Source organism: Pseudomonas sp. NMS19W, from assembly GCF_051554255.1.
Taxonomy (GTDB): domain Bacteria; phylum Pseudomonadota; class Gammaproteobacteria; order Pseudomonadales; family Pseudomonadaceae; genus Aquipseudomonas; species Aquipseudomonas kribbensis.
The window spans coordinates 3,906,790-3,924,507 of the sequence record NZ_CP136718.1; the positions used below are offsets into that span (position 1 = coordinate 3,906,790).

At 62.5% G+C, this 17,718-nt stretch carries 12 protein-coding genes and 3 pseudogenes; 8 read left to right on the forward strand and 7 right to left on the reverse strand.

The features are described from left to right. Positions 1-56: 56 nt before the first annotated feature. Complete coding sequence (locus R1A29_RS17795) at positions 57-578, reverse strand: Csu type fimbrial protein (protein WP_438299096.1); 522 nt, start codon at positions 576-578, stop codon at positions 57-59. A 284-nt stretch (positions 579-862) separates the two neighbouring features. Between R1A29_RS17795 and zapE the strand changes: the two genes are divergently transcribed. Together zapE and R1A29_RS17805 are read left to right on the forward strand one after the other, a co-directional pair. Further along, positions 863-1,993, forward strand: a complete 1,131-nt coding sequence (gene zapE / locus R1A29_RS17800) for a cell division protein ZapE (RefSeq protein WP_438299097.1) — start codon at positions 863-865, stop codon at positions 1,991-1,993. A gap of 63 nt (positions 1,994-2,056) precedes the next feature. Then, on the forward strand, positions 2,057-3,370 hold the full coding sequence (locus tag R1A29_RS17805; RefSeq protein WP_438299098.1) for a leucine-rich repeat-containing protein kinase family protein: 1,314 nt from the start codon (positions 2,057-2,059) through the stop codon (positions 3,368-3,370). 57 nt (positions 3,371-3,427) lie between these two features. Here the strand turns inward: R1A29_RS17805 and R1A29_RS17810 are convergent, their stop codons facing one another. After that, positions 3,428-4,132, reverse strand: a complete 705-nt coding sequence (locus tag R1A29_RS17810; protein ID WP_085732202.1) for a YebC/PmpR family DNA-binding transcriptional regulator — start codon at positions 4,130-4,132, stop codon at positions 3,428-3,430. 219 nt (positions 4,133-4,351) lie between these two features. On the opposite strand from R1A29_RS17810, the pseudogene R1A29_RS17815 reads away from it, so the two are divergent. Continuing rightward, positions 4,352-5,756 (forward strand): annotated as a pseudogene (locus R1A29_RS17815) (type VI secretion system Vgr family protein). A 3-nt stretch (positions 5,757-5,759) separates the two neighbouring features. Here R1A29_RS17815 and R1A29_RS17820 read toward each other — a convergent pair. Together R1A29_RS17820 and R1A29_RS17825 are read right to left on the reverse strand one after the other, a co-directional pair. After that, positions 5,760-7,157 (reverse strand): FAD-dependent oxidoreductase, encoded by a 1,398-nt coding sequence (locus tag R1A29_RS17820; RefSeq protein WP_438299100.1) that lies wholly within the window; start codon positions 7,155-7,157, stop codon positions 5,760-5,762. 65 nt (positions 7,158-7,222) lie between these two features. Further along, on the reverse strand, positions 7,223-8,548 hold the full coding sequence (locus tag R1A29_RS17825) for an MFS transporter (protein ID WP_423203854.1): 1,326 nt from the start codon (positions 8,546-8,548) through the stop codon (positions 7,223-7,225). A 270-nt stretch (positions 8,549-8,818) separates the two neighbouring features. On the opposite strand from R1A29_RS17825, the gene R1A29_RS17830 reads away from it, so the two are divergent. Beyond that, positions 8,819-9,718, forward strand: a complete 900-nt coding sequence (locus R1A29_RS17830) for a LysR family transcriptional regulator (protein WP_438299101.1) — start codon at positions 8,819-8,821, stop codon at positions 9,716-9,718. Here the strand turns inward: R1A29_RS17830 and R1A29_RS17835 are convergent. Then, the gene (locus R1A29_RS17835; RefSeq protein ID WP_438299102.1) at positions 9,688-10,548 is read right to left on the reverse strand and encodes a LysR substrate-binding domain-containing protein; all 861 of its coding nucleotides are present in this window, start codon (positions 10,546-10,548) and stop codon (positions 9,688-9,690) included. The genes R1A29_RS17830 and R1A29_RS17835 overlap by 31 nt on opposite strands. A 113-nt stretch (positions 10,549-10,661) precedes the next feature. Here R1A29_RS17835 and R1A29_RS17840 point away from each other — a divergent pair, with 113 nt between their 5' ends. From R1A29_RS17840 to R1A29_RS17850, 3 genes are all read left to right on the forward strand, one after another. Continuing rightward, on the forward strand, positions 10,662-11,771 hold the full coding sequence (locus R1A29_RS17840) for a 2-aminoethylphosphonate--pyruvate transaminase (RefSeq protein ID WP_102687143.1): 1,110 nt from the start codon (positions 10,662-10,664) through the stop codon (positions 11,769-11,771). A gap of 57 nt (positions 11,772-11,828) precedes the next feature. Further along, positions 11,829-12,656, forward strand: coding sequence for a phosphonoacetaldehyde hydrolase (phnX, locus tag R1A29_RS17845; RefSeq protein ID WP_085712461.1), 828 nt, complete (start codon positions 11,829-11,831; stop codon positions 12,654-12,656). 189 nt (positions 12,657-12,845) lie between these two features. Next, a complete protein-coding gene (locus R1A29_RS17850) occupies positions 12,846-13,400 on the forward strand; it encodes a cytochrome b (protein WP_085712462.1) in 555 nt (184 codons plus the stop codon). Here R1A29_RS17850 and R1A29_RS17855 read toward each other — a convergent pair. Further along, positions 13,391-14,304, reverse strand: a pseudogene (locus R1A29_RS17855) (1-aminocyclopropane-1-carboxylate deaminase/D-cysteine desulfhydrase). The gene R1A29_RS17850 and the pseudogene R1A29_RS17855 sit on opposite strands and share 10 nt — an antisense overlap. Before the next feature lie 41 nt (positions 14,305-14,345). After that, the gene (locus R1A29_RS17860) at positions 14,346-16,382 is read right to left on the reverse strand and encodes an FAD-dependent oxidoreductase (RefSeq protein WP_438299103.1); all 2,037 of its coding nucleotides are present in this window, start codon (positions 16,380-16,382) and stop codon (positions 14,346-14,348) included. Between the two features lie 205 nt (positions 16,383-16,587). On the opposite strand from R1A29_RS17860, the pseudogene R1A29_RS17865 reads away from it, so the two are divergent. Further along, positions 16,588-17,717: pseudogene (locus tag R1A29_RS17865) on the forward strand (carbon-nitrogen hydrolase family protein). The last annotated feature ends 1 nt before the right edge of the window (position 17,718 follow it).

Consider the following 17,718-nt stretch of genomic DNA (forward strand, 5'->3'; position numbering starts at 1 on the left):
CCGATCCCTGACCGCGTTCGTCATTGAACGCTCCTTCCGCACATGCTCCCGGTCGATCACCAGGTCACCGTCACCTTGACCAGATCCGAATACCGACCGGTTCTCGGCACCTCGGCCATCCGCTCGATCCGGCCATACAGCGGCAGGTCCACCGAACCGCTGTCCGGCACCCGTCCGCTGACCGGCACGTCCACCACCAGCGGCACCCGCCGCGCGGCGTCCTGATACAAACGGTAAGGAATGGCTTTTCCACCTGCCTCGCCCGTCATGTAGCGCACTTCTCCGGTCCCGCCATGCAGTCCGCCATCGACGCGCAGTTGATACGGCGTGTCGGGGTTGCATTCCAGGCGCGGCAATCGAGAACTCATCAGTGCTGCCCCGAGTGGCCCGGCCGGATCGTCAAGGCGCGCGGTGCTGCCAAAGTCGAGCACGCCCAGTTGCTCGATACCGGCTCCGCGCTGCTGACCGATCAACTGGCAACCGCGCTGCACATCGACCCGCACTTCGACCTGCAGGTCGGCCGCCTGCACCGGTGTTGCGAGCCCGCCCAGCAATGCCCAGACCACCCTTGCATTCACCGTCCGATCCTTGATGGCGACAGCGTCTCTGCCGTTACAGTGTTTCAGGTTAGCAACGGACGCCGATTGCGCCAGTCGATTGGATCCACTGAACGTGCGGGATATGTTTCGAAAAGTTGTCGATCCATTACCCCATGGCACTCAAAAAACCTGTACGCGCCGCAGATTGCTGTCCAGAAAGACCGTTGGCCGATAAAGCGCAGTGGAAGGCAAACTACCCATCTGGTTACACTATGCCGCCGCGCTCGGGGGAGCCGGCCCGACGATGACGGAGTGACCTCACCGTGCCCGCCCGACCGCCCGAACGTTCGCGTCTGTCCCAGCGCCTTTCAGGGTTGCGCCGTTTGTTCGGCAAGCGAAATCTGGCCAGTGCCGGCCATTGCGCCAGCGCCCAGTCAGTCCGCGATTACTTCCGGCTCAAGGCCCATGGCCAGGGTTATACCCTCAGCCACAGCCAGCAGCGGGTGATCGACTGCATGGCACAACAGGCCGGAATGTTGTTCGGTCCAGCCGCGCAAACCCCGCCCAGTCTGTACCTGCACGGCGCCGTCGGGCGTGGCAAGAGCTGGTTGCTCGACGGCTTTTTCCAGGCCTTGCCGATCCAGCAGAAACAACGCCTGCACTTCCATGAGTTCTTCGCCCGCCTGCATCAGGGGATGTTCCGGCATCGCGAACTGGACGACGCCCTCGCCGCCACTCTTGATGAATTGCTGCAGGACTGCCGAGTGCTGTGCTTCGACGAATTCCATGTGCATGACATCGGCGACGCGATGCTCATCACCCGGTTGTACAAGGCCTTGTTCCAGCGTGGGATCCTGTTGCTGGTGACCTCCAACTATCCGCCGGAAGGCCTGTTGCCCAACCCGCTGTATCACGCGCGGTTCAAACCGGTGATCGACCTGATCAACGCGCGCATGCAGGTCATGGAAGTCGGCGGCCCCCACGACTACCGCAGCCAGGCGCGCAATCACGCGCATCAGCTGTTCACCCAGGGTCATTACGTGTGGCCGGCCACACCGGCACAACGGCTGGCGCTGGATTTGCCGCCACGGGATACCGCGCCGCAACCGATAACGGTTGGCAACCGGGTCTTGCAGGCGCGTCTGTGCGAAGGTCGCCGCGTCGGTTTCACCTTCAATGACCTGTGCGAACAGCCCACGGCCGTGATGGATTATCTGGAACTGTGCCGGCGCTTCGACCACTGGATCATCGATGAACTGCCGGAGCTGGACGAATGCTCGATCGCCGTCCAGCATCGCTTCATCAACCTGATCGACGTGCTCTACGACCAGGACAAACACCTGACGCTGCTCGGGCGCCAGCCTCTGCATGAAAGCCTGGCCGGCAACGCCATCGACCTGGCCCGCACCCGCAGCCGGCTGGGGCAATTGGCGGAAGTGCGCGAACCGGCCTGATTTGCCGTTATCATGCCGGTTATTCCCGGCGTCACGGCGCCCTCTCGATAGCGACCTTTTTACATGCACACCCTTGCTCAATTGCGCGCCGGCGAACTGTCGGGTATCACCCGGCTGGATCTGGTCGAAGGCTTGACCGAGTTCCCCCGCGAGATCTTCGACCTGGCCGATTCCCTGGAAGTGCTCAACCTCAGTGGTAACGCCCTGAGCAGCCTGCCGGACGATTTGCATCGTTTGTCTCGTCTGCGGGTGCTGTTCTGTTCCGACAACCAATTCACAGAGTTGCCCGAGTGCCTCGGTCAGTGCCAGGCCCTGAGCATGATCGGCTTCAAGGCCAACGGAATCGTCCGAGTGTCCGGCGCTGCACTGCCACCGAAGCTGCGCTGGCTGATCCTGACCGACAACCTCATCGAAACCCTGCCAGCCGAACTGGGCGAGCGGCCGCTCCTGCAAAAGCTCATGCTTGCCGGTAACCGTCTGCGCGCGTTGCCGCCATCACTGAGTCAGTGCCATCGGCTGGAATTGATCCGCATCGCCGCCAACCAGTTGACGGAACTGCCGCAGTGGCTGCTGACCCTGCCGAGCCTGACCTGGCTGGCCTACGCCGGCAATCCGCTGGAGACCGAGGCCGATGCCGCCGCGCTGGAAGCCACGCCGTTGATCGACTGGTCGAGCCTGCATCTCGAACAGCGACTGGGCGAAGGCGCGTCCGGGGTCATTTCCCGTGCGTCGTGGCAGCCGGTCGGCCAGCCTGAGCGTTCTGTCGCGGTAAAGCTCTACAAGGGCGAGATGACCAGCGACGGCTCACCGCTGCACGAAATGAACGCCTGCATCACGGCCGGGCTGCACCCGAACCTGATCCGGGTCGAGGGCCGCATCGGCAATCATCCCGAGGGCCAGCAAGGGCTGGTGATGCAACTGATCGATCCGAGCTATCGCAACCTCGCCGCATTGCCGAGCCTGGCCTCCTGTTCGCGGGATATCTACACCGATGACTGCCGGTTCAGTGCCGATGTCGCCCTGCGCATCGCCAATGGGATTGCGTCGGTCGCCGAACATCTGCATGAACAGGGCATCACCCATGGCGACCTGTATGGTCACAACATTCTGTTGAATGATCAGGGGGACTGTCTGCTGGGGGATTTTGGCGCGGCATCATTCCATGCCACCACCGACAACCTGGAAACCCGCGCGCTGCAACGCATCGAAGTGCGTGCCTTCGGGATTTTGCTGGGGGAATTGCTGGCGCGCATCGACTCGGGGCTGAGTGCGGATCGGCGTGTGCGGCTGGAGGCACTGGAACAGCGCTGCTGTCAGCCGGATGTGCTGGCGCGGCCGGGGTTCAGCGAGGTCGTGCAGCAGCTGGAATCGTTGTAACCGCTACACCGCCATCGCGAGCCGGGCTCGCGATGGCGGCATCATTGACGCAGCGGATCAGCCGGCCAGGCCGACGAACATTTCCTGCACGTCGTCGTGGTTGTCGAGGCCTTCGAGGAACGCTTCGACTTCCGCCATCTGCTCGTCGCTCAGGCCGCTGACCGGGTTCTTCGGCTGGTAGCCCAGCTTGGCCGACAACACGGTGAAGCCTTGCTCCGGCAGGGCTTTCTGCACGGCGTCGAGGTCGGTCGGGTCGGTCAGGAACAGGGTCGCACCGTCTTCGCCCGGCTCGAAGTCCTGGGCACCGGCTTCGATCGCGGCCATTTCCGGATCGGCGTCCGGGGTGTCCGGCGAGGCTTCGATCATGCCGACGTGGTTGAAGTCCCACGCTACAGAACCGGAAGCGCCCAACTGGCCCTTGCGGAACGCCACGCGGATTTCCGCCACGGTGCGGTTGATGTTGTCGGTGACGCACTCGACGATCAACGGAACCTGGTGCGGAGCGAAACCTTCGTAAGTCACGCGATGGTACTGAACGGTCTCACCCAGCAGGCCCGCGCCTTTCTTGATCGCGCGATCCAGGGTTTCCTTGGGCATCGAAGCTTTCTTGGCCTGTTCGACCACCAGACGCAGGTGTGCGTTGGTGGCGGTATCGGCACCGTTGCGGGCAGCGATGGTGATTTCTTTCACCAGTTTGCCGAAGATCTTGCCCTTGGCGTTGGCTGCCGCTTCTTTGTGTTTAACCTTCCACTGTGCGCCCATTACTCACTCTCTTGATCTGTGGCGCCGAGACATCTATTGGCCGACGCGTGGCGCCAAGTTTATACGGCCTAAAGTCGGCAATCGACCAAAAATTCCGTCACGTGTCGACATCTTCTACGCACCTTGTAGGGCGATTCTGAAAAACCGGTTTGTCATGACCATTTCGCACTGCGGTTTCGTACCCTCTGTGGCCCGTATTACCCGACAGAGCCCGTCCGAATGCTCAATGACAAGGAAAGTCCCTTCACCCTGACGCTCATCGACGGAGGTCTGTGCCTGACGGTGCTGCGTTTTCGCGGCCACGAGGCACTGAACCGGCCCTATCGCTTCGAGATAGACGTCATTGGCCTGGCCCCGGCTCTGGCTCCCGCCACCTTGCTGCACCGCTCAGCCTATCTGCAACTGAGTGACGATCATGGCATCCACGGCATCCTGCACAGCGCCAGTTGCGAGCATCGCGGAGCCCACCGGATCAGTTACCGGCTGGAGCTGGTACCGCACCTGCAACAACTGGAACAGCAGGCGCGACGCCGGGTATTCACACAGTCGAGCGTGCCAGACATTCTCGAACAGTTGCTCGCAGAACATAGACTGCCACCGAACGGTTATCGGCTCGACCTGAGGACCGGACACTATCCACCGCGCCCGTTCTGCATCCAGTACGACGAGTCCGACCTGGCACTGTTGCACCGGCTGTGTGAGGAAGAAGGCATTCACTACCACTTCGAACATCAGCCGGACGGCCATGTCGTCGTGTTTGCCGATGACAGTCTGAGCATGCCCCAGCCTCCACTGCCAGTGCCCTTCAATACAGAAGTCGAGCCACCATCACCCGCTCTCAGCGCCCTTTTCCAGCGCCACGACGCTGTCATGGCTCAGGTCTCACCCAACGTCCGCGATCGTGGGCAACTAAGCAACGAATATGAGGCCGCCAACCACCCGCTGGCGGACACCTGGCCCGAACGTGGTTTCCTGCAAAGCAGTCGACGCTACGCCGATCAACGCAGCCGGCGCCAACTGGAACGCCAGCGTTGCCAGCATCGGTGCATTCAGGGCCGCAGCGACTGCACACAACTGCTCAGTGGTCGCTTGTTGCAGATTACGGATCATCCGGTGGGCACATTCAACGACCAGTGGCTGATCACCGATTTACAGCATCAGGGACAGCAACCTTCGATTCTCGACCCGGCGCCTGAATCCCGCCGCTATCACAACGACTTTACTGCGCAGCCGTGGTCGACCGAGTTTCGCCCGCCGCTCAGGCAGCCGCGCCCGAGTATTCCCGGGTATCAGCCCGCACAGGTACTCGGCGCACGCGGACAGCCGCCCGAGCTGGATGATCAGGGGCGTATTGCCGTCCGGTTATGGCCTCGGCGAGGTCTGGAGGCCGACAGTGACCAGTTATGGCTGACAATTGCCATGGTCGGGGGAGCGGTCCGATTGCCAGGAGGCGCTGCCTCGCGCCGGTAGCGAAGTGTGGGTGAGCTTTCTCGACAGCGATCCGGACCGGCCGATTCTGTGCCTGGACGCCAGCCAGGCCCGTACGGCGCGACAAGCCCCGGAGCAACAGGATGACGGACTGCTGCTCGACTGGCTGCTCAACCGCACCCCGCCTTCGTCCTGACGTTCAACCCTTGTCGGCCTTGCCGGCAGCGGCGGCGAATTTCGCCAGGCGCACATCGAGATGCCGTGGCCGCCGCCCGTGATCCTCGGCGCGCTCCTTGCGGCGAATGGCGTTGCGCACCATCAGCGAGCCGAGATAACGGATCGGCTCCGGCGGGAAATAGCCCAGTGGTCCGTTGACCAACGGCGAACGCGTCCACGGGTTGTCGAGGCCTTGCACCAGCGAGGCGAGAATCTGCCCGCCCATGTGGCATGGCCCGACACCGCTGCCGGAATAACCGAAACCGTAGAACACATTGCCGCTGGCACTCATCTGGCCGAAAAACGGCAGGCCGGTGACCGAGCGATCCGACGGGCCGTTCCACGTTGCGTCGACTTTCACATCGGCGAAGGCCGGGAAGAAATCGTCGAGGCTGCGCTTGAGCAACCCGGCGTAAGGCGATGGCTGATCGAATACCGGCAGCATCCGCCCGCCATAAGCGAAGGTGTTGCCGCCCTTGCCGAGCATGATCCGGCCGTCCGGGGTGTTGTGGTAGTAGTGCACGAAGATCCGCGAATCGAGCACGGTCACGCCGCTGGTCAGGCCGATTTCCTGCAACAGTTCCGGACGCGGTTCGGTGATCAGCATGTCACTGGAAACGATCGCCACGCTGCGCTCGAACTGCGGAAAGGCCCGGGCCATCCACGCATTCATCGCCAGCACCACGCGGTCGGCGACTACGCTGCCACTGACCGTCTGAATGCGCGCCGGACGCCCTTCCTCCAATCCGGTCATCGCCGTGTTCTCGTGAATTTTCACGCCCAGCTGCAATGCGACTCGCCGCAGCCCGCGCACCAGTTTGCCCGGCTGGACACTGGCGGCCGCCGGCGAAAACCAGCCTTCCAGATGCTTGTCGGAACCGGCCATGCGCTGAACATCGGCGATCGGACGCTGGGTGAACGAGTTGATGCCGTTGCGCTCGAGCGCGGCAATCACCGCATCGGTCGAGCCGCACTGCGCCCGGTTGGTCGCGGTGTAAAGCGTGCCGTCGAGCCGGTAATCGGCATCGACGCCGTACTGCTCGCAGAACTCGCCGATGGCGTGGATGCTGCGCTCGGACTCCTTGACCAGCCGCACCGCCTCTTCGACGCCGAACAACCGTTCCAGGGTGAAATACTTCGCCGACCACGACAGCGCACAACCACCGTTGCGCCCACTGGCGCCGGCGCCGCAGATGTCGGCCTCGATCAGCAACACATCGAGTTCGGGGTTCTGCTGCTTGAGCATGATCGCCGTCCACAACCCGGTGTAACCACCCCCGACGATGCACACGTCGGTGCGCACTTCGCCTTGCAGCGGCGGACACGGTTCGGACGAATCGAGTTGTAAGGCCTGCTCCAGCCAAAACGGTCTCATGAACATTCTCCAGTCAATCGGCCACGGCACAGCCTGCCGCGAATGCCGCAGCAGGCCGCGAGGCAGGTTTTTCAGTTACGCAGAGGTTTGATGGTCAGGGCCCGATTGGGCACCGAGGCACGGGGCTCCATGACGCCGACCGGGCGGCTGTTCCAGTGTGGTATCAGCACCAGCGCGGAAAACAGCGCGCAACCGGCGAACACGATGAACACCGTCACCGAATCGAAATAGCCCGGCAGCAATCCGCCGAGTACCGCGCCGACCGAGCCGCAGCCGTTGACGAATCCCGCCGCCGTGGCACCGGCCTTGGCCTTGCCGAAATCGATGGCGGCTGCACCGCTGATCATCGAGTCCGGGCCGTACAGGGTCAGGCCCATCACGAACAACAACGCGACTACCAACATCACGCTGCCGGTGTGCAAGGCGCCCATGAACAGCGCGAGGGTCACGGTCAGCGCCAGCAGGCTCAGGACGCAGGCCGGCATGCGCCGGGCGCCGAACAGTTTGTCCGAGGCCATGCCGATCATGATCGGCCCGAGCAGCCCGGCCAGTTCGAACGCGGTCGGAATGATCGCCGCCCCGACCTTGCCGACCGTCGGCATTTGTTCAAAGACGATCACCGGGCCCCACAACAGAATCGCGTAACGCGCCGGTTTCAGCAGAAAGTACGCCAGCCCCAGCACCAACACCGTGCGGTTGCGCAGGATTTCCTTGAGCGGTTCCCAGACGCTGAGTTTGCTGTTGGCTTCGGCTTCTTCGGCACTGATGACCGGTTCCGGCTCCACGGCGGGCAGGCCGACATCTTCCGGTTTGTTGCGCTGAAAGATGAAGAACAACAGCGCCACCACGGCCACCACCGCCGCACTGGAAATGAACGCCGCGTGCCACGAACCGATCAGCGTGTAAGCCCACCAACCGGCGAACGGCGACGCCACCAGGCCGCCAAACGCATAGCAGGAACTCCATAACCCGAGCACTCGCCCGCGCTGTTCGGCGGGGAAGAAACTGCCGAGGTTCTTGCACAATCCCGACCAGCCGGTGGATTGCGCCAGGCCCTGAATCAGCATGCAGGTGGCGAAGATCGGCAGAGTCGCGAAGCTGCCCATCACCAGCGCGGCAGCGGCGGAAATCAGCAAACCGCCGAGCACCACGACCCGCGGGCCGAAGCGGTCGGCGAGCATGCCCCAGGTGAACTGGCCGATGGCGTAGGCCGCCAGATAAATCGCGTCGAGGTTGGCCATGGCCATTTTGTCGAGCATGAAACTCGGGTCTTCGGCGATGCCCAGTTTGGCCACCGAAAAGGCTTTGCGGGTGAAATAGAACGCGGCGTAAGCGAGCCAGGTGACAGCGAAGATCTGCATGCGCCAACGCGCAATGGTGCCGATGTGCTTGTTCATTGTGGTTCTGACCTCAGGGTGTGAGTGTGCCGGCAGAATCGTTAAGTAAACGCCTGTGTTTTTTATTGTTGAGCACTGCGATATCACCCCGTCCCTTCGGCGATACCGGTCAGATGAGTCCTGCTGTTGCACGCACAGGCTCATGGCCAGCGTCGCTGCCCGACCGGGCAGTCAGCGTTGGCGTGAGCGGATCAAAGCAATTACTGTTTAATAAATAAAATCGATTTATCGTATTTCACACATAAGCTCAGCTTGTTACTGGAGTCAGTCATGTCGGTTTCCCACGCCCAGCTCAAAGCCTTTCACGCCGTGGCCGTGCACGGAAGCTTCACCAAGGCCGCCGAGCGGCTTTATCTGACGCAACCGGCGATTTCCGATCAGGTGCGCAAGCTCGAAGAACGCTTCGGTGTGCTCCTGTTCCATCGCAACAAACGCTCGGTACGCCTGACGGATCTGGGCGAACGCCTCCTGGCAATCACCCAGCGCCTGTTCGTGGTCGAGGCCGAAGCCCAGGAGTTGTTGCAGGAGTCCCAGGCCTTGCAGACCGGCAGCCTGATTCTGGCGGTGGACGCGCCGGTGCATGTGCTGCCGCAGATCGCCCGGTTCTGCGAACGCTACCCGGGGATCAGCGTAAAGATCGAGACCGGCAATACCGATGAATCGTTGTTCCGCCTGTTTAACTATCAGGCCGATCTGGCATTGCTCGGGCGCGATGTCAGCGATGAACGCCTGCTGTGCGTGCCGTTGCGCAACGATCCGATGGTGGCGTTCGTCTCGCGCAATCATCCGTGGGCCGAGCGCGAGTCGATCTGCCTGGCCGACCTCGATGACACGCCGCTGGTGTTGCGCGAACACGGTTCGGTGACTCGTCAGACCCTGGAAGAAGAAATGGCCCGCGCCGGGTTCCGCATCCGCCCGGCGATCCAGGTCGAAGGCCGGGAAGCGGCGCGGGAAGCGGTGGTGGTGGGGATTGGCGTGGGCGTGGTGTCGGCGGCGGAGTTTGGCGCGGACTCACGGGTCTGCGCCCTGCCGATCACCGATTGCACCCGGCGGTTGACCGAGACACTGGTGTGCCTGCGTGAGCAGAGTTCGCGGCGGGTGGTGGCGACGTTTCTCGAGATGGTGCGCGAAAGTCTTGTTCAGACCGGCGCCAAACCGAAGAACGCCTGAATCAAGCGCAAATCCCGCCGCCGCTCCACGCAGCCGATCATGTGTCGGTTCACCAGCCCCTCTCCCGCAATGGGAATCGCGACGACACGGGGATCGTGGCTGACCTCCACCGATGACACCACCCCAACTCCCAACTCAGCTGCCACCGCCTCCGTCACCGCCTCGCGGCTGTCCAGCTCCAGCAACACCCGTGGGCTGACCGACGCCTGCGCACAGGCCTGATCGAACGTGCGCCGGGTTATCGAACTCGGTTCGCGCAAGACCATGATCACCTGATCCAGTTCCTTGAGCCTGACCTCGCCACTGCGAGCCGCCCACGGGTGCGCGGCCGGCACCAGCGCGCAAATCCGCGATTCACTCAACGCTTGAAGATGCAGGCCCTTGCGCGGTTCCACCTCGGTCAGCACCGCCACATCGGCATGTTCGGACAACAACGCCGCCAAGGTTTCCTGGGCATTGCCCAACCGCAGATTCACCGTGATCCCCGGATAGCGCGCCCGCAGGCTGGCAAGCATCGGCATGACCATGTGCGGGCCGTCCGCCGCGACCTCCAGACGCCCGGTCAGCAACTGCCGATTGGCTTCCAACAGCGCCTGGGCCTCTTCGGCCATGCCGAACATCGCCCGGGTGATTGCCGCCAGTTTGGTGCCCTCCTCCGTCAACTCGACCCGGCGTGCCGTCCGTCGCAACAGGGTGATCTGGTAATGCTCCTCCAGCGCCTTGATGTGCCCGGTGACCGCCGGCTGGCTGATGAACAACCGCGCTGCGGCACGGGTGAAGCTGCCTTCCCGGGCCACGGCGTCGAAGGCTCGGAGCTGGAACAGGTTCATGAATAACCCTCACTGATGGCTGGCATAACAACAAACAATTTGATTGATGATCCGCCGAATTGCAACGTATGCCCCGTAGCTTCATCCCACAGCGCTATCGCGAGGACACACGAATGAGTACTGCCGCACCCATCCTGCTCACTCCCGGCCCGTTGACCACCTCGGCCCGCACCCGTCAGGCGATGATGGTCGACTGGGGTTCATGGGATGACCGCTTCAATCAACTGACCGCCAGCCTCTGCGAGCAACTGCTGGCCATCCTCAACGGCGCCGACAGCCACCACTGCGTGCCTTTGCAGGGCAGCGGCACCTTCGCCGTCGAAGCCGCCATCGGCACCCTCGTCCCTCGCGACGGCAAGGTGCTGGTGCTGATCAACGGCGCCTACGGCAAGCGTCTGGCGAAAATCTGCGAAGTCCTCGGCCGCTCGTTCAGCACCTTTGAAACCGCTGAAGACGAACCGACCACCGCCGCCGACGTCGACCGCCTGCTGCGCGCCGACAGCGACATCACCCACGTCGCGCTGATCCACTGCGAAACCAGCACCGGCATCCTCAATCCGCTGCCGGAAATTGCCCAGGTTGTCGAACAGCACGGCAAACGCCTGATCATCGACGCCATGAGTTCCTTCGGCGCGTTGCCGGTGGATGCGCAGAAAGTCCCGTTCGATGCCCTGATCGCCGCCTCGGGCAAATGCCTGGAAGGCGTACCGGGCATGGGCTTCGTGTTCGCCCGCAAGGAATCCCTGGCCGCAGCCGCCGGTAACTCGCATTCGTTGGCGATGGACCTGTTCGACCAGCACAGCTACATGAAAAAGACCGGCCAGTGGCGCTTCACCCCGCCGACCCACGTGGTGGCGGCGCTGCACGAAGCCCTGCTGCAATACAACGAAGAAGGCGGCCTGCCGGCCCGGCATGCGCGTTACGCCGCCAACTGCCAGGCGTTGATGGAAGAGATGGGCAAACTCGGCTTGCGCAGCTTCCTGCCTGCCGCGATTCAGGCGCCGATCATCGCGACCTTCCACGCACCGAAAGATCCGCGCTACCAGTTCAAGGACTTCTACGAACGGGTCAAGGCCAAGGGTTACATCCTCTACCCCGGCAAGTTGACCCAGGTCGAAACCTTCCGCGTCGGCTGCATCGGCCACGTCACCCCGGCGCAGATGCGCGAAGCCGTCGCGGCGGTGGGTGAAGTGTTGCGCGAGATGGAAGTGCTCGACATCTGATTCACCCGGCCCGCTCCCTCATTTGAATTGCATTGCCAACACAGGATTCTGACCAGCATGAACTACAACAACCCAAGCAAACTGCAAGCCGCCATCCTCGACTGGGCCGGTACCGTCGTCGACTTCGGTTCTTTCGCACCGACCCAAATTTTCGTCGAAGCCTTCGCCGAATTCGATGTCCAGGTTTCCATCGAAGAAGCCCGGGGCCCGATGGGCATGGGCAAGTGGGATCACATCCGCACCCTGTGCGACCAGCCGCAGGTTGCCGAGCGTTATCGCAAGGCATTCGGCCGCACCCCGACCGACGATGACGTGACCGCGATCTACAACCGCTTCATGCCGCTGCAGATCGAAAAAATCGCCGAGCACTCGGCGCTGATTCCCGGCGCACTGGAGACCATCGCCAACCTGCGCCAGCAAGGGATCAAGATCGGTTCCTGCTCCGGTTATCCGAAGCAGGTCATGGACAAGGTCGTGGCACTGGCCGCCACCAACGGCTACATCGCCGACCATGTGGTAGCCACCGACGAAGTGCCGAACGGCCGCCCATGGCCGGCCCAGGCCCTGGCCAACGTGATTGCGCTGGGCATCGACGATGTCGCCGCCTGCGTGAAGATCGACGACACCGTACCGGGGATTCTCGAAGGTCGTCGCGCCGGGATGTGGACCGTGGCGCTGATCTGCTCCGGTAACGCGCTGGGCCTGGATTACGAAGGCTACCGCGCACTGGGCAGCGACGCCCTGGCCAGCGAACGCAAGCGTATCCACGCCCTGTTCGAAGGCTCGCGTCCGCACTACATGATCGACACCATCACCGACCTGCCGGAAGTGATCGCCGACATCAACAAGCGCCTGGCCAAGGGTGAGATGCCGCAAAGCAGCTGATAACGCGGCCTGCAGCAAACAAAAACGCCAGTGTCTGCCCGACACTGGCGTTTTTTTTGGGCAAACCCCTGATTTCGCGCAATGAAAGAGTTTTTAGACGCGGGCAATTCGGCCAAAGCGGATTACAGTTAAAGCATGCCGTCGCTCAAGAACGGCACGTTTCGCCCCTGATCCGTGAGGAAATACCGTATGCCGTGGACAAGTTCCGAATCACGCTACAGCACCGTGTCAGTCCTGTTGCACTGGTTGATGCTGGTGTTGTTGGTGCTGGTGTATGCCAGCATGGAATTGCGAGGTATCTTTCCCAAGGGCAGTGGCGGCCGCTCGCTGATCCGCGAAGTGCATTACATGCTTGGCCTGACCGTGTTCGTGCTGGTGTGGTTTCGCCTGCTGGCCCGCAGCATCGGCCCGGCGCCGAAGATCTTCCCCGCCTCACCGCAGTGGCAGACCGCACTGGCCCGGCTGATGCACTGGGTGTTGTACCTGTTCATGATCGCCATGCCGATCCTCGGTTGGTTGATCACCAGCGCCGAGGGGCATCAAGTGATGTTCTACGGTTTCGACCTGCCGTTGCTGGTGCACGAGGACAAAGCCTTCGCCAAACAGGTTGAACACTGGCACGTACTGATCGGCAACATCGGCTACTGGCTGATCGGCCTGCATGCACTGGCCGGGCTGTATCACCATTACGTGGTGGGCGATAACACGCTGCTGCGGATGATGCCCAAGCGCAATCAGGGTTGACCGTCGAATCCACGCCGGCCCTGCAAGCCGCCGGTGTGGATGAAGACCAGGCGCGCTCCACGCTTGAAACGGCCCGCCTCGATGTTTTGTTTGAGCACGAGCAAGGCCTTGCCGGTGTACAGCGGTTCGAGGGGAACGCCACTGACCTGTTCGGTCTGCGCGATGAATTCAAGCAATGGCGCATCGACTTTGGCGAAGCCGCCTCGGCTGGCGTCGATCAGCTCGTAGCCGCCGATATCACCGACAATCGCCTCGACGTTGGCCGCGACGCCGTGATCATCGGGCACGGCCATTGCGCCATACACTGGGTGTTCACCCGCCTCTGCCAGCACCAGTCCCGCGAGCGTGGTGCCGGTGCCACAGGCCAGCCACCAGCCGTCATGGTTGTCCCAACCGAGCTTGCCGAGTTGATTACTCACTTGATTCTTCAGTGATGCGCAACCCTGCGCACCGGGCAACCCGCCGCCACCTTCGGGCACCGGATGCAGCGTCGGGTACTGCTCCCGCCACGGCTGCCAGAACCCCGGTTCATGCCGCGCCCGATAGCCGCCAAACCCGAGCCAGTGCAACTGCATGCCGAAATCCTGCAGATCCCTGATCGTCGGTGTGTCCTGCGGATGCCCGCGCAATAGCCCGACCGTTGTGAATCCCAGGCGTTTGCCCGCCGCGGCCAGCGCATGCAGATGACTGGAGTGCGCACCGCCCAGGCTGATGATGCCTTCGGCACCTGCACGGTCAGCGGCTTTCAGATGTTCGACGAGTTTGAACCACTTGTTGCCGCTGATCAGCGGATCGATCCGGTCCAGACGCAGGATCGCCACTTCAATGCCGGCGGCACTGAGCCAGTCCAGATGAAGCGGTTCGAGGGGGCTGGGGCCAGCCAGTCGGTGGGAGGCAGAAACATGAAGGCCGGCTCTGTAGAAAGAGCCGGCATTCTAGGGTGGATCAGAGCTCGGCGGCCAGACGCGAGCCCTGATTGATCGCACGCTTGGCATCCAGCTCGGCCGCCACATCGGCGCCACCGATCAGGTGCACGTTCTGCCCGGCAGCCACCAGACCGTCGTGCAACTCACGCAGCGGATCCTGGCCGGCGCAGATGACGATGTTGTCCACCGGCAGCACTTGCGGCTCGCCGGTTTCGCCGATGCGGATGTGCAGGCCTTCGTCATCGATCTTCAGGTATTCGACGCTGTTGAGCATCTGCACCTGCTTGTTCTTCAGACCGGTACGGTGAATCCAACCGGTGGTCTTGCCAAGACCGTCGCCGACCTTGGATTTCTTGCGTTGCAGCAGGAACACGTCACGGGCCGGTGCGTGCGGTGCAGCCTTGATCCCGGCCACGCCACCACGGGCTTCCAGATTGGTGTCGATGCCCCACTCTTTCCAGAACGCAGCACGGTCCTGGCTGGTGGCCACGCCTTCATGGACGAGGAATTCCGAGACGTCGAAACCGATACCGCCGGCGCCGATCACCGCCACGCGCTTGCCCACCGGTTTGCGCTCAAGCAGCACATCCAGGTAGCTCAGCACTTTGGCGTTCTCGACACCTGGAATTGCCGGCACTCGCGGTGCAATGCCGGTGGCCAGGATGACTTCGTCGTAACCGCCCTCGACCAGTTTTGCCACATCGACGCGGGTGTTCAGGCACACCTCGACGTTGGTGGTCTGCAGTTTGCGTTTGAAATAGCGCAGGGTTTCGTAGAACTCTTCCTTGCCCGGTACGCGCTTGGCGACGTTGAACTGGCCACCGATTTCGCTGGCCGAATCGAACAGCGTCACCTGATGGCCGCGTTCGGCAGCCACGGTGGCAGCGGACAGGCCCGCAGGGCCGGCACCGACCACGGCAATCTTCTTGATCTGCATGACCGGCAGATAGTTGAGTTCAGTCTCGTGGCAGGCACGCGGGTTGACCAGGCAACTGGTGAGCTTGCCGCCGAAGGTGTGATCGAGGCAGGCCTGGTTGCAGCCTATGCAGGTGTTGATTTCGTCGGCGCGGCCTTCGGCGGCCTTGTTGACGAAATCCGGGTCGGCGAGGAACGGCCGCGCCATCGACACCATGTCGGCATCGCCTTCGGCCAGGATCTGCTCGGCGACTTCCGGGGTGTTGATGCGGTTGGTGGTGATCAGCGGAATGCTCACCGAACCGCGCAGCTTGGCCGTGACCTTGCTGAACGCCGCACGCGGCACTTTGGTGGCGATGGTCGGAATCCGCGCTTCGTGCCAGCCGATACCGGTGTTGATGATGGTCGCACCGGCCTGCTCGATGGCTTTGGCCAGGGTGACGATCTCTTCCCAGGTGCTGCCGCCTTCCACCAGATCGAGCATCGACAGACGGAAGATAATGATGAAGTTCGGGCCAACCGCTTCACGCACCCGGCGAACGATTTCCACCGGCAGGCGCATGCGGTTTTCGTAACTGCCGCCCCAGCGGTCGGTGCGGTGGTTGGTGTGGGCCGCGAGGAACTGGTTGATGAAGTAGCCTTCGGAACCCATGATTTCCACGCCGTCGTACTCGGCGGTCTGGGCCAGTACCGAGCAGGTGACGAAATCGCTGATCTGTTTCTCGATACCTTCCTCGTCCAGCTCTTTGGGCTTGAACGGGTTGATCGGCGCCTGGATTGCGCTCGGTGCGACCTGTTTCGGGCTGTAGGCATAACGGCCGGCGTGGAGGATCTGCATGCAGATCTTGCCGCCCGCTTCATGTACGGCACGGGTGACGATGCGGTGCTTGAGGGCTTCTTTCTCGGTGGTCAGCTTGGCGGCACCGGAGTACACGCCGCCCTCGTCGTTCGGACCGATACCGCCGGTCACCATCAGGCCGACGCCACCACGGGCGCGCTCGGCAAAATACGCCGCCATGCGCTCGAAACCACCTGGTTTCTCTTCCAGGCCGGTGTGCATCGAGCCCATCAGGGTGCGGTTGCGCAGCGTGGTGAATCCCAGGTCCAGCGGGGCCAGCAGGTGCGGGTAAGTGGCGGTCATCGGTAACTCCACAGCGAGCGATCACGGAAAATGCGGGAGCTCTGCGTCCCCCGTCAGTCATGTTCGACAGCCTAAGAGTCGCATCGCTGTCACTCAATGACCGTAACTGACAAGTTATTGATCCAAATGCGCAGCGCCCCTTGGCAAGCGCAGGCATGAGCCCTACCCTAGTCCCACACTCTGTACCCGGCTGTTGTTGGATTTCATGCGCAAACTTCTGTACCTGACCTTTTCCATGGCGCTCGTTGCCGCGCTCACCTTCTACGCCATGTGGGCGGCTGACCGCCCGGCCGGTCATTACCTGTCGGACCTGCGGATCAAACTGGCGGTCGATCAGGGCACCCGCGCCGATCGTGGCAATCTGCTGGGCATTCAGCCGGAACTGTTCCCCACCGACTACCAAAGCTCCGAACGCCTGCACCGCAAACTCGCGGCCTATCTGCAGCAGGCGCAGGATCAGGGTTTGCTCAATGACAAAACCATCGTGGTGCTGCCCGAGCATGTCGGCACCTGGCTGATGATCAGCGGCGAAAAAGACGAGTTGTACCAGGCCCCCACCCTCGAAGAGGCAATGAACTGGCTGGCCGCCAGCAACCCGTTGCAGTTCGCCCGCGCCTGGCTCACCGCCAAAGGCAGCAGCCGTCTGGATGACGCCCACCTGCGGATGAAATCCCGAGACATGGCCAAGGACTATCAGTTGCTGTTCGGCGGCCTGGCCAGGAATTTCATATCACGCTGGTGGCCGGCTCGATCGTGCTGCCGGAACCGAACATCATCGACGGCCGACTCAAGGCCGGCAGCGGCGCGCTGTACAACACCAGCGTGGTGTTCGGTCGTGACGGCGCCCCGCTCGGCCAGCCACAGCGGCAGATGCGCCCGATCTTCGATCAGGATCAAGCGACCGGCACCGGCGAAGCTTCACAGATCAATGTGGTCGACACCCCCGCCGGACGCCTTGGTGTGCTGATCGGTAGCGACAGCTGGTATCCGGACAACTACCGCAGGCTCGACGAGCAAGGTGCGCAAATGATCGCGGTGCCTGCGTTCGTCATTGGTCATGGTGTGTGGGACCAGCCCTGGCAGGGTTACAGAGGCTTGAACGTGCCGGACTCGGTCAGCCTCAAACCGGGAGAGGTCAGCGAAGGCCAGGCCTGGCACCGTTTGACCCTGACGGCACAACCACCAGCGAGCCGGGCGATTGCCGGCATGAGCGTGTTCCTGCGCGGGCAGTTCTGGGACAAACCGAGTTCCGGGCAGAGTTTCCTCAGCAGCAATGGCCAGCAGTTCGCCGACGGCGAAGCCCGTGGCGCACGCCTGCTCAATCTCTGGTTGTAGA